Raw genomic sequence first — 14,008 nt, forward strand, 5'->3', positions numbered from 1 at the left:
TTTTTTAGCTCGGTCACCATTCGATTCTGGATCATGAGCTTTGTTTTTCCTACCGAAGATTCCATTCCAGAAAAGTACCGCACAAAACCCATCCACCAAAAAGAATACCTCCTTGGTGGAGAAATTCGAATTTGGGAAGGAGAATCGCAAATCGTAAAATCTCCTATATTTATTAATAAAAATGGAAAACTGGAACAGGTCATTTTAGGCTCCTATCCTAACTTTGATGAAAAACAAAGTTTACTAGCACTTGATGCAGCGGTCAAAGCATACAATCACGGAACAGGCGTTTGGCCCATTGCCACGCCTAAAGAACGAATTGATGCGGTTCGAAAGTTTATTGAACTTATGAAAGGTAAAAGAGACCAAATTATTTTACTTCTGATGTGGGAAATTGGAAAAACGGAAAAGGATGCTACAAAAGAATTTGATCGAACCATCGAATACTTAGTCAATACGATTGAATCATTACAAGAATTAGAAACAAGTTCCGCCAATTATATCAAAGAAGCAGGTCTCATTGCACAAATCAAACGTTCTCCTTATGGAGTGGTTCTTTGTATGGGACCATTTAATTATCCTTTAAACGAAACATTTTGTACTCTCATCCCAGCCATCCTTATGGGAAATACAGTTGTTTTTAAACCGGCCAAATATGGAGTTTTACTCCTCCAACCTCTCCTGGAATGTTTTCAAAAAGCATTCCCACCAGGCGTGATCAACACCGTCTACGGTGATGGATCCAAAGTAATTTCCCCCATTATGGAATCTGGGAAAATTGATGTTTTTGCTTTTATTGGATCAAGTTCCACGGCCAATCTCATCACAAAAAAACATCCCAAACTCAACCGCCTAAGGTCTGTTCTTGGACTCAATGCAAAAAATCCTGCAATCATTTTACCGGATATAGACTTAAAAACAATGGTTCCGGAAATTCTTTCTGGATCCCTTGCTTACAATGGGCAGAGATGTACAGCCCTTAAAATTCTTTTTGTTCACAAAGATATCTTGGATGAGTTTACAAAACTTTATTTGGAAGAATTTTCAAAATGGAAAGCGGGAATGCCTTGGGATAAGGATGTGAATTTTACACCGCTCCCCGAAGAAGGAAAAACCAAATGGTTAAAGGAACTTTTAGATGATGCTATTACTCACGGAGCCAAAGTTCTAAATCCCGGTGGAGGAGAAATAACTGAATCCTTTCTATTTCCAGCCATCCTCTCTCCCGTATCACCAAACGCACGTTTGTATCACGAAGAACAATTTGGCCCACTCGTTCCCATTATTCCCTTCTCATCCATTGACGAACCTTTAGAGTATATCTTTCAATCCAATATGGGCCAACAAGCCAGTGTCTTTGGAAAAGATCCAAAAACTGTAGGCAAACTTATAGACATTCTAGTGAACCAAGTGGCTCGTGTGAATTGGAATGCACAGTGCCAACGCGGGCCTGACTCCTTTCCTTTCTCTGGACGCAAAGACTCGGCCGATGGAACACTTTCGGTTTCTGACGCCCTCCGTGTTTTTTCCATTCGCACCGTTGTGAGTTTCAAAGATAATGAAATGGGACGTAATCTTCTAGGAGAAGTACTGAAGGAAAGGGCTTCCAACTACTTAAGTCAAGAATTTCACTTGTAACCAGTTTTCTTTTTCCGATACTTGAGAAAGGCAAATCCCTAAATTGTTTTAGAGGATAAGGGAGGTAAACAACATGCGTCGGAATTGGTTCGTTTCCTTCCTTTGGTTGGGTTGGCTTATTTCATGTAACCAAGTCAACCCTCGGGATGAGTTGTTATTTACTCTCATCAGTGGACTGAATCCAGCTAACGCAAGCTCCTCCTCGATTTCTATTGGTTCCTCAGCAAAGATCAATGTTTCTAGCACTGGTGTAACACTCACCTACCCGGCTTCCCAACTTTTTGGGATTTCACTTGTAAAACTTCCAACAGCAAATGTTACGGTTACCCTCACTTTCACTTCTTCTAAATTGCAGGTAAATGGATCAAATTCTCCACTAACAAATGTTTTAACTTTTACTCCAGGAGACTACAATGTAACCCAAACTGTAAGTTTGGCATCAGCTACTCAAAGTTTAGATACTTCCACACTCAGCATTACAACAAATAGTTCAGATACCTTTTATGATAATGTAACTGGTAATGTTTCTATCAGCCATAGAAACATCAATATTACTTATACTGCTAGTTCATTTATCTTCAAAGAAGATGTAGTCGCACCATCTCTAACACCAACAATCGGCTTTTCCTATACTTCTTGTTCGGTGGCACCGGCATTGCCTAACGGCTTAAACCTCAATACCAGCACTTGCGTCATATCGGGAACTCCTGTGGATCCGCAAGTAGGGGCGACGTATGCTGTTACTGCGACGAATGGAACCGACTCGGCGAATCAGAATCTAACAATTCAAATAGAACCAACCGTATACAAAGTTTTTATTACAGCTCAAACCTATAATGGTGATCTTCAAGGAATTACCGGAGCAGATGCTAAATGCAATGCAGATACAAACAAACCAGCAACAGGAACATTCAAGGCAATGTTAACGGATGGGAGTATTCGGAATGCGTGTAGCTCGGATAACTGCGGAGGGGGTGTAGGTGAGAACGTAGATTGGGTTTTCCAATCAGGACGGATTTATATTCGTTCGAGTGATTCCGCAAGTTTGCTAAGTCCGAACCCAGCAGGGATTTTACCGGTGACTGCTGGTAATTTCACAAATCCGTATACACTCAACCATTCCTTTGATTCAGGTAGTACCAAGGAATATTGGACTGGGTTTGCCCAAACCAACTATTGGCAAGAGGCAACCTTTCAATCTTCAAATAGTTGCTCCAATTGGACAGATGGCACGAACACAACTACTGCAAGTGATGGTGGACGAGTTGGAGCCTCTAATAGTACAAACTATAGTGCCTTCCGTTCTGGAGGTGGTAGAAGTTGCGATGCCCTATACTATCTTATCTGTGTAGAACAATAAAAATTCCAATTTTCGGCGCTTTAATTTTTCAAATGATTCGCAATTTTCAGGGATCCGATTTTTCCACTCAAACGAATTCGAACCCTGCAGGAAAAGGTAACCCAGTTACTTTTTTCACTCGCTTTTCAAAGAAAAGCGGTTACAATCTTTCCCCGTGATCCAAATCCTAATCAATTCCCTGGCCGGAAAAACCGTTTCTCTTACACAAAAGACAACCGACTCCCTACTCAAAGGCATTCAATTTTTAGTGAAAGGTAGCCTAACAAGCACAGGCGGAGGGCTAGACTTACTTTCCAATGCTTTTTTTTATAAACCGGAATGGAGAGAAGCTTTACAAAAGGCCGGAGTCCAAGTGAAGGAAACAGGTCACAAATCTAACGAAAGTTTACAAAAAACGATAGAACAAACAAACCAAGCCTTTGACAAAGCCCTCTTCAAAGTGGAACTTACTGCGCAAAAAAGTGACGATATGGTTTTTGATAACCGTATGGTCTCGAGTATTCTTGGCAGTTCTCATAATCAAAAATTCAAACTCACAAAAATCGATATGAGTTTTCGAACCATCGGCAAAGACATTACAGCGAAAGAAACGATCGCTGCTTTTAAGGAATCGAATCAAACAAAATCCGTTTTATTTTTGCCTGGTCTATTTACAGATGAAACTGTTTGGCAAGAACAAACGGTAGAATACAAAGATAGAAAAATAACCTCCCCTGGCCTTGCCACCGATTTAGAAGCAGCAGGATACTATCCATTTTACCTAAGATACAATCATGGACTCCCTATCCATGAAAATGGAAAAAAACTAATGCATCTTTTGGATGTATTTTTTAATGAAGACCCAGATGCCAAACCTGATATCATTTGTTATAGTTTGGGATGTCTTATCTTTCGATCTTGCCTCTACCATGCCAAATTAGAAAACAAAGAATGGCTCCATAAGTTTGGGAAAATTGTATTGATTGCTGCACCAAACAAAGGTTCGTATTTGGAAAAAATCGGATTTTGGCTCGGGTTTTTATTTGAAAAAAGCCCCAATACGGCCCTTAAAATTATTGGGATGATTGGCAACCTTCGCAGTGATGCCATCAAAGACTTATCTTTTGGCCTCATCCGGAAAGAGGAGAAAGGTTGGATGGAAACCATCTCCGGTTACTTTGGAGAAACCTATTTTGGTGAATTGGATGATATGGATGTCTACCAAGCTTATGCTCTGATGGAAGGAGCGGAGAATCCCTTACAAAATTTCCTTGGTGATGGGATTGTGGAGAAAAAAAGTCTCACCTACTTGACGGACAAGGTATTTAACAAAAAAACAAATCCCGCCTTACGCACATTAGAACTGAATAAACAAAATCATTTTTCCATCATTAGCGCAAGACCTCTTATCCATTGGGTGAAAGTGGTCTTCGGTGTAACACCCGCAGATTGAGTTTATGTTTTACGTTGCCAAGGTTTCCAGATGTAACTTTACCGATTCTGCTAAGGCCTGGAAATCATAACCCCCTTCCAAAAAGGAAATGAGTTTACCACTCGCATAAGTATCTGCAATTTTTTTTACTTCATTTGTGAAGGTTCCATAGGCAGAAGTTGGCAGGTTCATCCCACCTAACGGATCGTCTTTATGGGCATCAAACCCCGCCGAAACCAAAACAAACTCCGGTTGGAACTCCTCCATGGCCCGGTGGATGGATACAAAACTATTTAGGTATTCCGTTTCACCGGCACCCCGTGCTAAAGGAAGATTCATTGTGATTCCAAGTCCCTTTCCCCTACCCCGCTCAGACATTGCCCCGGTTCCTGGATAAAACGGATACTGGTGGAGAGAAACAAAATACACAGAATCATCTTCGTAAAACTGGTGTTGGGTGCCATTTCCATGATGAACATCCCAATCTAAAATCAAAATCCTTTTGATACCTTTGGATTGTAAATACTTTGCTGTCACAGCAATATTATTAAAAATACAAAACCCCATGGCGTGGTCAGACTCAGCATGGTGGCCGGGAGGACGAACGAGTGCCATTCCATTTTTTAGGTTCCCCAAAAGAACTTCATCCGCAAGATGAAGGCCAGCGCCCACAGCAAGACTAGCAGCCGAAAAAGAATGAGAAGAAAAAACTGTATCTCCATCCAAATACCCAGATCCTTTTTCTTCACAGGTACGTCCCACCAAACGAATGTAATTTGGATCATGGATGGAGGATATAATAGAAAGTGGTGCTTCTTTAAAATCTTTTTTCCAAATAAAATTTTTGGAAGGTAAATCACTCAAATGATCCAAGATGGATTCCAATCTCACATGAGTTTCTGGATGCCCTGGACCTGTATTGTGTTTTAAAAATGTATCATGGAAAGTGATTCCTGTTTTTAAAGACTCCATTCATCCATCCTATTTTTCGTAATTTCTAATTGGCGGTGATCTTCCATAATTAAGTTCAAAGAAATATAATTAAACTAAGGAAATAATAACAAACGAATCCAAACAATAATGCCTTTCGAATCATTCTACTGAAACAACATAAACCGTTCGATATACACCATCATTTCCACAATTTCCGCGATGGTGCGATCGATCTGTTTTGTGATCTGAATTTTTTCTTCTGGGGAAATGACTTTGTCCATTCCAGCTCTTCCATATTCCGCATAGAAAGTTTTGATTTCTTTCGAAAAGGTTGTATTGAACCATTCTTTAAACAACCTTTGTTTCATTTGGTATTCTGGTTTGATGGAACCAGTCAGTTCCCACACAGAACCATCGGTAAACCGAAGCCTAAGCTCAAAGAGTCCCCGATCCTTTCGAATGTAGGTTTCCGCATCTGCCGGCGAAAAATCAATCTTACGAAGCATCACAAGGACAAGTAAAATATTCTCCAAAAACTCAATCAGATTCTTTTTCTCCGATCCACTGATTTTGGAATCATCACCTAAATGTTGTAAATAGGATTCGCCCATTGCTTGAAAAAGGCGGGAAACTTCCACCATACGATCTTTAAAATTTTTTGGATCAGAGAGTTCTTCTGGAAATCGACCATAAGATTTCAAATTAAAGTCATTGGAAATTTCTAACATGCCCAAATTTTCTCTGGGTTAGTTATTTTCGTCAATCGATTCGATTTGAATTTTCCAAACCAAATCAAAATCTTGTCATTACTACCATGAAACAACTCACCGCTTCGATCCTCCTTCTAATCTTAATTTCCTGCCAGTCAGCTACGAAGATTGAAAAAAGGCAAAATTCAGGTGCTTCTGGGATCAGTCCCGATTTCATCGAAGGACTTTATATCAATACCAAAACCATTCGTGATAAAAAAAGGTGGAGCCTACTTTTTCAAGTGATGAAAGAAGCGGGAATGAATGCAGCTGTTGTGGATATACAACCACACCCGCCGACACCAGAGCAAGTCGCAGAGGCAAAAGCACTTGGTTTTTATATGGTAGCACGTGTGGTAAACTTTGAAGGTGGACTGACCGAAAAAACACCTAACGCAAATTTGATGGCATCCATTCAAAAATCCATAAAGAAGGCCTGTGAATTAGGATTTCCGGAAATTCAGTTAGATTACATCCGCTTTGCGGACGGCGGAACCAATTTTAGCATGAGTTACGAAAAACGTTACGAATCCATTCTCGGAATCATCAAAGAACATAAGGAAAAAACCAAAGAAAGTTGTTCCAAAGACATTCGATGGACAGCAGACGTATTTGGACGTGTCCCCTTTATCGAAAACGATGTGATTGGTCAAAAAGTAGAGCCGTTTAGTGAAGAACTGAATGGACTCTACCCGATGTTGTATCCATCACATTTTTACGGCCTAACCAAACGAGTTGCTGACCCTTATGGAACCATTAAGGATGGACTGGATCTAACCGTCAAACGTGCTAAACAAGGAACCAAAGCCATCGCTTGGATCCAAGGATTCAATATGATGGTGGGCCCAAGTAAACTCAGTTATACGGACTATATCAAAGTGCAAATGCAAGGGGCCAAAGATTCTTTGGGACATGGATTTATTGTTTGGAATGCCGGAAACGAATACATAGATACAATGAATGCATACGAAAAATACAAATCGGAACCCACCCCGAGTAATCAAAAGGTAAGCCAAAACGGAAACTAGTGGATCTTTTCCTAAACGAAAAAACCCACTAAAAACATGATAAAGCGGGGGTTTATTTTCCCGCTTCCTCTATATTTTTCCGCCTAACATAAGCATCCGCTTCCTCTTCCGAACCAAGGAATTGGATTCGTAAGTCTTTCAGTTTCTTCTCTTTTTCTGCAGCCGATAGATTGGCATTTTCTTTTAAAAATTCTTTTTCTTTCGATTCATATTTGGAAATAGACTCATTGAATTTGGATTCTTTTGTTCTTTCCTCAGCTAAACTCGCCGCACGTTCCTTTCCAAAATATTTGGTTTCGATCCGATTGAGATATTTCTCTTTTTCTTTTGGATCGGTAATCAAATTCAATTCTTTGTCGCGAAGACTCATTTCCATTTGGTAATGATCAAACTTATCTTCTCTAGATACGAGAGCATCATAGTAGGTTCCGTATGTTTTTTTCTTCAAGTCTTCAAATTGTTTGACTCGTTGTTCTGTAGGTAAGTTTGCCGATTGTTTGATGAAATTTTGACTCCCTTCCAAAAAGGAAACTTGAGATTCCTCCATTCCAAAAATCAAATCTGCTTTATCGTTTAAGACATCCCGACGTTTGGCTTTGATTTTTTCATACAATTCCACAAAGGATAAATCGGTAGGTTGTTCCCATTTCCGATATTCTTCTTCATATCGAAAGTAAGACAAAAACAAATCTTTTACTTTTTCTTTATCCGGTGATTCGTATTCCGAATCAAGATAAGCAAGGATGGTCGCATTACACTGATCAGGAGTGTATTCGGCTTTGCATTTACGTCTGAGTGCCCAAACTTCCCAAACAAAGTTGACTTTACCCGATTTTAGATCGTCTAACAACTCTAAGTAGGGTTTGGTTCTGTCTTCGCGAAAAGGAGAGATTGCTTCTTCCCAAAAACCTTCTCCTGTTCCTAGGGGGGAAATTCTCTCCATCGCCATTTGTTCTTCCGGTGAAAGTGTTTGTTTTGATTGGTTTTGGCTTCCGTTTTGTTTTAAAAAGTAAAGTAAACCCAAGAAGAAAATGAATAAGAGGACAACGATAATAATAATTTTTTTGAAATCCATTCTGAATGTATTGAAACCTGATGAGGAATTTAGATTAGAAATTGTTTAGAAATAAAAAAGCCGGACCATAAGATCCGGCTTTTGAATCTGATTTTTATAAACCAGCTTTTGCGTTTTTTGCGATATTTAAGTAATGGCCTTGCACGTCGTAATAGTTTTGTCCGCTCCAAGCTAAGTTTGTTGCTTGTAAGTGGTCAATTCCTGTTGCAAACCAATAGGAAGAAGGTGTACCTTTCCAAGCTCCCCATTTTTGAGAATTGAGTGGAACCACACCGTCATTCGCACCACCAAGACCATAAAAAAGTCCACCGGCCCAAGTGATTGGATGAGTGAGAGCCATGATAGGGTGTTGGATGAGGTCAGCCCAAGCCATTTGGCTTCCGTAAGAATAGTATTTGATTCCCGATTTGTTTGGTGAATTTGCATTGAAAGTTTTCACATAACTGACTGTTAATGATTTTCCCATTGCGATCACATCTTGCGGGCGACCATCACGGTATACTAGTTTAGCAAGTAAACTAAGTGCAGAATTTGCGAATGGTTGTAACCAACTAGGAATCACTCCAAGAACGATATCAGCCATCGGAGCTCCTTGGTGGAGAGAGTTGATGGTAGTGACTGTTTGTGTTTTTCCAGAAAAACCTAAGTTAGAGACCATATAACGAATGACAAGTCCACCTTGGCTATGGCCCATCAAATGAACCTTAGAACAACCGTTTGCTGTCATCCATGTAGAAACAGAAGATTGGATTTGGCTGGCACGAGTAGGAATAGAGTTTGTAGCCGAACTTCCAGGAGTGGTGACTTTGGCACCTTGGCTACGAAGGTAACCATCAAGGCCCCCCCAATACTTTACGAGTCCACCAGCGAGACCTTGGGTATCATCAAAACCAAGGATTCCATGTACGAGTGCAATGCACTGACCATCAAGAGGACCGGCGAACAGACCGGAGGTGGGGACGGATAGGAGGGTCGCTAAAAACCCAATTAAGAATTTCTTTTTCATATTTCACCTGAACTTTCTATGTTTTTACAACATAAGTTCACAATAATGACACGAGTCAATAACTTATGGCAATACTGAGTCAAATGTTTCCGAACAATGTTCTTGGCAAACGCTGTTAATTCCTGCCGCGTAAGTTAATATAGTTTGAAAATAATCGTCAGTTGTCGGTTAATTTGAAACCTTCGCCATTCGGATATTGATCTTAAGAATTTCAGTATGTGGGGAGTGCCGAAAGAGTGAAGTGCGATTGAACTTCAAAAACCTAACTCTTGTAAGTGTTTCACAGGAGTGAGTTCTAAAGAAGGAAAAACTCCTTCTACTTCTTTGAAGTTTCCTTGGGGGATATAAACTTTAGAAATTCCAATCCCTGCCAGTTCCTTCAAGCGTAAACTGATTTGGCCCACACTTCTCACTTCTCCGGAAAGTCCTACCTCTCCAAGAAAACCAATCTCTCGAGATACCGGTTTGTCTTTAAAGGAAGAAGCAATGGATGCCGCTATGGCTAAATCAAGACTGGGTTCATCTATGGAAAGTCCCCCAGCAAGATTACTGAAAATATCCGATTCGGACAACGGAAATCCTAAATACTTTTCAAGAACGGCGGAGAGTAAAATCACACGGCGGTTGTCTAGTCCCTCAGCCATACGACGCGCTTGTCCATAAGAAGATTTGGTAACTAACGCCTGTACTTCGACACTGATGGCACGAGATCCTTCCATCACGGACGAAAGCACACTTCCAGACCTTTCTTCCGATTCGGGAGAAATAAATAAACGATGGCGATCTAACACTTGTTTGAGTCCGCCAAATACCATCTCGAATATGGCTGTGTCTCCCACGGCCCCGAATCTGTTTTTCACGGCGCGTAAAATTCGGTAATAATTGAATCTGTCCCCTTCAAAATACAAAACTGTATCCACCAAATGTTCTAACACTTTCGGGCCTGCAATTTGTCCATCTTTGGTGATATGGCCGATAAGGAAAATGGGCACGGAAGTTCGTTTGGCGGTTTCTAAAAAGATTTGTGAGGACTCACGGAGTTGGGTGATGGTTCCGGCTTGGTTGACTAAACTTTCTTTTAAGATGGTTTGGATAGAATCGATAAAAACCACCCTTGGTTTTAAGTCCGATATCATTTGTGAGATATTTTCTGCATACACCTCAGATGAGAGTAAAATGTTTTCGGAGGTGACGCCCATTCGTTTGGCTCGAAGTCCAATTTGCGAAGCCGATTCTTCCCCAGATATGTACAAAACCTTTCCTTCACTCGCAATGTTTTTGGCAATTTCAAGAACGAGAGTAGACTTACCCACTCCTGGTTCCCCACCAACTAACACCAAACTGCCGGGAACAATTCCCCCACCCAGAACCAAATCCAATTCGCTAAATCCAGTGGTTGTGCGAATGTGAGCATCACTCACCACAGACCCAATGGATTTGGGATCGGTATACCTTCTGTCTTTTGGTTTTTCAAAAACAGGGGAATCAAACCTACCCGTAGAGGCAATCCCTACTTCATCAATTTGATTCCATTCCCCGCAAGAAGGACATTTTCCAGCCCAACGACTAAAAGTTTCCCCGCAGGATTTACATTGGTATTGGGGGAGTTGTTTTTTTGCCATCAGTGTTCGAAAAGATTTGGTACTTCCAAAAGATCCAGTTCCACTTGTGTTTCCAAAAAGGCAAAACAACGTTCGGCAATAGCAAATCTGTTTTCACGGATCATCATCTCTGTAAGTATCGACTCGAGGGAAATTAAAAACCGAACATCTGTGGAGGCATAGTCCACTTGGTCTTTGGTAAGGATTTTTTTACCCCAGTCAGAGCTTTGGTTTTTTTTATCGATATTTTCTTCAAAAAATTCGCGGATGAGTTCCTTTAATCCGTGTTTGTCGGTGTAGGTTCTTGCGAGTTTACTTCCGATCTTTGTACAAAATACATTTTGTACTTTGATCCCAAGCCTTGCCCGAAGGAAGGTCATGTCCATTCTAGCAAAATGAAAGATCTTTGTGATGTCCTTGGATTCAAATAATTTTTGAATAAAAGGAGCTTCTGTTTGTCCAGGGAGAATTTGAACGAGTGCCACTTTATTTTTGGAATCGGAAATTTGTACAACACAGAGTCTGTCCCTTCTGGGATTGAGCCCCATCATTTCACAATCCACAGCCAACCGGTCATCCTTTTTAAAGGCTTCAAAAAAATCTTCGTTCAGATCTCCTTGTAATACGACTGGTTTTATAGTTGAACGTTTTTGGGTCATAATGGCTTACTATGGAAACCACCCTATCAAAATCATCAAATAGATTTTTCCAAGATGAAAATTCAATACAGAGTTCATAATTCCGTCACCATTTCGAACTTCCTTCCCGTTAAGGCAGGGGTTTACCAATCCGAATGTAAAAAATTCGAACTATTACTTACGTCCACAACGGATCCAAAAACAGGAACTGTACTTAGTCCCAAACTCATTTGGCGGGAGTCCACAAGGCCTGAAGTCGGATTTTCCGTAGACCATTTGGAATTGGAACTATCCATCCTACCGGAAGGCGGAGGGTATTCCCTCTTCCAACATGGGTATCAGTCCTGGTCCATCTCACGAAAAGTGGAAAGTACGGGCGTTGACAAACCACCGTTTTTATCTTTTTTGCAATACTCACAAGAGAATATCTATTCCAAACACGAATCCAAAGTAGGGAAGTTTATTTCCGAATACTTGACCCTTGTGTATAACAAAGATTCCGGAAATGGAATTTTATATGCGCCTATCGAACAGGGAGAATTTGGAACAAAGTTTGAAGTGATTTTCGGTGAATCAGGGAATGTAACATCAGTTAAAGTTATTTATGATTTTCATTGTTTGCCAGACCTTCGCCCCAATGCCAAACTTAGTATCGCCAAAATCAAAGTTCTAACTTTCAAAGGAAACCCGGAATCTAAACTTGCCAAATACTTTGAAGAACTAGGAATCAAAGAAGGCCCAGGAAATTTACCAAAAAAAGTTCCCACTGGTTGGTGTTCTTGGTATTATTATTACACTAAGATCGATCAAAAAACCATATTAGACAATCTAACAAAAGTTAGAGAACTTAATTTACCTTTTGAATTTTTCCAAATTGATGATGGTTACCAAAAAGAAATCGGAGATTGGCTAGAACCCAATGAAAAATTCCCCGGAGGGATGCGAATCCTTGCCGATGAAATCAAACGAGTCGGACTAAAACCAGGGATCTGGCTTGCCCCTTTCCTTGTTCGAAAAAAATCGGAGTTCTTTCGTAAATACCCTGAAGCCATTCTCAAAGACCAAAATGGAAAACCGGTTCCTGCCATCTACCAACCACTCTGGGGACGAGGGTATACCTATGCTCTGGACATCACTCATCCCACAGCATTATCTTATTTAGAAAAAGTATTTTCAACGATTGTCAAAGAATGGGGATACCCTTACCTAAAGTTGGATTTTCTTTATGCCGGTCTATTGCCAGGCGATGTATATAACAAAAGTTTGTCGCCGCAAGCTAGATACAGAAATGCATTAGAACTCATTCGAAAAGTGGTGGGAAAAAATACCTTCTTACTCGGATGCGGGGCACCGATGTTGCCTTCAGTGGGGATTTTTGATGGAATGCGGATCTCTTGTGATGTAGCCCCTTTTTGGTATCCAGAGAAATTACGTGTTTTCTTAAACGATAGAAACGCACTCTCGACTAGGACTGCTCTTATCAACGATATCACTCGAGCATCGATGCATAGACATCTTTGGTTGAATGATCCGGATTGCCTGCTTGTTCGTAAAAAAAGAAACAAAATGAACGAGGCACAAACCAAACTGATGGCATCCGTCATGGCAGTGTCAGGTGGGATGTTACTTGTTTCTGATGATTTGACAAAACTGGAAACTGACCGTTTGGACCTTTTAAAAAAGGCCTTCCAGTTGAACAGAGAATGTCAGGCTTATACCCCTGTTCCCATTGGTATCTTTGAGGATGAATTTCCACGAGCGATGTACAATCCTGCGGGATACCTTGGAATTTGGAATCCAACAGAAGAAGAACAAACCATACGATTTGCTGTTCCGCAGGGTTTAAAAACCAAAGAGCCTTTTTTGGACTTCTGGACAGGCACCATGGTAAACCTTCGAATTATCGGCGGTCATTTTGAAGTCACACTTCCAGCTTTTGGTTCTGTGGTTGTATCTGTTTGAATGAGAAAATTAATTGACGGTTTAGGGAATTGACTTAGAATCTTTGCAATTCGTCGTAAGAGGTTTTTTATGCGTATGATCAAACATTTGAGTATAGTTTCCGTAATCGCGGTACTAATTTCATTTAATAATTGTTCCATCCTGGATTCTGCTTCTGGTAGTGTTAGCCGTTTAGGTGTTTCTGTTTCTGATTCGGCTTCAGCCCTTGTCAAATCAGTATCGAACAGTATTTCTTCTATTTCCGATGAAGGAAAAGAAAAAGCAATGAACGAGTACAAAGAAGATGTAATCGCAAGTGTTGCTTTACAAATCCGTTACGAAAACCAAAAACAAGAATTGGAAAACCAACTTTCCGCAATCGCAAAATCTCACGGTATTGTGTCTTGGAGATCCAATCGTGCAACTTACACTGCCATTGGCCAAGGTTTAAAACAAGCAAACCTTTCTCCTTCAGAAATGAAATTGGTTGCAGCAGATGTAGCAAAACAAAATGTTACAGTCGCAAAACTGATCTTAAATGGGTACAATCTATAATTCAGATCGTCCTTGGGCGGAGAAATACCGCCCATTCCTTCTTCGTTTTACTTACTCTTCTCTTCTTATTTTT

Annotated in this window: 12 protein-coding genes; 6 read left to right on the forward strand and 6 right to left on the reverse strand. The window is 40.5% G+C overall.

The annotated features are described in order from the left end of the window. Positions 1-33 precede the first annotated feature (33 nt). From JWG40_RS17765 to JWG40_RS17775, 3 genes are all read left to right on the forward strand, one after another. The gene (locus tag JWG40_RS17765; RefSeq protein WP_205287107.1) at positions 34-1,638 is read left to right on the forward strand and encodes an NADP-dependent glyceraldehyde-3-phosphate dehydrogenase; all 1,605 of its coding nucleotides are present in this window, start codon (positions 34-36) and stop codon (positions 1,636-1,638) included. Positions 1,639-1,711: 73 nt separating this feature from the next. Next, entirely contained in the window at positions 1,712-2,998 is a 1,287-nt protein-coding gene (locus JWG40_RS17770; RefSeq protein ID WP_205287108.1) for a DUF1554 domain-containing protein, read from the forward strand. A 154-nt stretch (positions 2,999-3,152) separates the two neighbouring features. Then, entirely contained in the window at positions 3,153-4,430 is a 1,278-nt protein-coding gene (locus JWG40_RS17775; protein WP_205287109.1) for an esterase/lipase family protein, read from the forward strand. Positions 4,431-4,439: 9 nt separating this feature from the next. On the opposite strand, the gene JWG40_RS17780 is transcribed toward JWG40_RS17775, so the two are convergent. Together JWG40_RS17780 and JWG40_RS17785 are read right to left on the reverse strand one after the other, a co-directional pair. Then, positions 4,440-5,381 (reverse strand): histone deacetylase family protein, encoded by a 942-nt coding sequence (locus JWG40_RS17780; protein ID WP_205287110.1) that lies wholly within the window; start codon positions 5,379-5,381, stop codon positions 4,440-4,442. A 125-nt stretch (positions 5,382-5,506) separates the two neighbouring features. Next, positions 5,507-6,070 carry a hypothetical protein gene (locus JWG40_RS17785; RefSeq protein ID WP_205287111.1) on the reverse strand — a complete coding sequence of 188 codons (564 nt, stop codon included), beginning with the start codon at positions 6,068-6,070 and terminating at the stop codon, positions 5,507-5,509. Positions 6,071-6,156: 86 nt separating this feature from the next. Between JWG40_RS17785 and JWG40_RS17790 the strand changes: the two genes are divergently transcribed. Then, on the forward strand, positions 6,157-7,119 hold the full coding sequence (locus JWG40_RS17790; RefSeq protein WP_205287112.1) for a putative glycoside hydrolase: 963 nt from the start codon (positions 6,157-6,159) through the stop codon (positions 7,117-7,119). Between the two features lie 52 nt (positions 7,120-7,171). On the opposite strand, the gene JWG40_RS17795 is transcribed toward JWG40_RS17790, so the two are convergent. The 4 genes from JWG40_RS17795 to JWG40_RS17810 all read right to left on the reverse strand — a co-directional run bounded on the left by JWG40_RS17795 (position 7,172) and on the right by JWG40_RS17810 (position 11,460). Beyond that, positions 7,172-8,194: a lipase secretion chaperone gene (locus tag JWG40_RS17795; RefSeq protein WP_205287113.1), complete on the reverse strand. Its 1,023-nt coding sequence runs from the start codon at positions 8,192-8,194 to the stop codon at positions 7,172-7,174. A 94-nt stretch (positions 8,195-8,288) separates the two neighbouring features. Continuing rightward, positions 8,289-9,200, reverse strand: a complete 912-nt coding sequence (locus JWG40_RS17800; protein WP_205287114.1) for an esterase/lipase family protein — start codon at positions 9,198-9,200, stop codon at positions 8,289-8,291. A 254-nt stretch (positions 9,201-9,454) separates the two neighbouring features. After that, the gene (gene radA, locus JWG40_RS17805; protein ID WP_205287115.1) at positions 9,455-10,822 is read right to left on the reverse strand and encodes a DNA repair protein RadA; all 1,368 of its coding nucleotides are present in this window, start codon (positions 10,820-10,822) and stop codon (positions 9,455-9,457) included. Then, on the reverse strand, positions 10,822-11,460 hold the full coding sequence (locus JWG40_RS17810; RefSeq protein ID WP_205287116.1) for a ribonuclease D: 639 nt from the start codon (positions 11,458-11,460) through the stop codon (positions 10,822-10,824). The genes radA and JWG40_RS17810 overlap by 1 nt, the downstream gene beginning before the upstream one ends. Before the next feature lie 54 nt (positions 11,461-11,514). On the opposite strand from JWG40_RS17810, the gene JWG40_RS17815 reads away from it, so the two are divergent. Continuing rightward, entirely contained in the window at positions 11,515-13,401 is a 1,887-nt protein-coding gene (locus JWG40_RS17815) for a glycoside hydrolase family 36 protein (RefSeq protein WP_205287117.1), read from the forward strand. 75 nt (positions 13,402-13,476) lie between these two features. Beyond that, complete coding sequence (locus JWG40_RS17820) at positions 13,477-13,935, forward strand: putative lipoprotein (protein WP_205287432.1); 459 nt, start codon at positions 13,477-13,479, stop codon at positions 13,933-13,935. Positions 13,936-14,008 lie beyond the last annotated feature (73 nt).

Source organism: Leptospira abararensis (assembly GCF_016918735.1).
GTDB classification, from domain to species: Bacteria; Spirochaetota; Leptospiria; order Leptospirales; family Leptospiraceae; genus Leptospira_A; species Leptospira_A abararensis.

Excerpts from the sequence above, each read along its gene's own strand:
- JWG40_RS17790 (WP_205287112.1), top strand. The coding sequence starts at position 6,157 with ATGAAACAACTCACCGCTTCGATCCTCCTTCTAATCTTAATTTCCTGC.
- JWG40_RS17815 (WP_205287117.1), top strand. The coding sequence starts at position 11,515 with ATGAAAATTCAATACAGAGTTCATAATTCCGTCACCATTTCGAACTTC.
- radA (WP_205287115.1), bottom strand. The coding sequence starts at position 10,822 with ATGGCAAAAAAACAACTCCCCCAATACCAATGTAAATCCTGCGGGGAA.
- JWG40_RS17820 (WP_205287432.1), top strand. The coding sequence starts at position 13,477 with ATGATCAAACATTTGAGTATAGTTTCCGTAATCGCGGTACTAATTTCA.
- JWG40_RS17795 (WP_205287113.1), bottom strand. The coding sequence starts at position 8,194 with ATGGATTTCAAAAAAATTATTATTATCGTTGTCCTCTTATTCATTTTC.
- JWG40_RS17810 (WP_205287116.1), bottom strand. The coding sequence starts at position 11,460 with ATGACCCAAAAACGTTCAACTATAAAACCAGTCGTATTACAAGGAGAT.
- JWG40_RS17765 (WP_205287107.1), top strand. The coding sequence starts at position 34 with ATGAGCTTTGTTTTTCCTACCGAAGATTCCATTCCAGAAAAGTACCGC.
- JWG40_RS17785 (WP_205287111.1), bottom strand. The coding sequence starts at position 6,070 with ATGTTAGAAATTTCCAATGACTTTAATTTGAAATCTTATGGTCGATTT.
- JWG40_RS17800 (WP_205287114.1), bottom strand. The coding sequence starts at position 9,200 with ATGAAAAAGAAATTCTTAATTGGGTTTTTAGCGACCCTCCTATCCGTC.
- JWG40_RS17780 (WP_205287110.1), bottom strand. The coding sequence starts at position 5,381 with ATGGAGTCTTTAAAAACAGGAATCACTTTCCATGATACATTTTTAAAA.
- JWG40_RS17770 (WP_205287108.1), top strand. The coding sequence starts at position 1,712 with ATGCGTCGGAATTGGTTCGTTTCCTTCCTTTGGTTGGGTTGGCTTATT.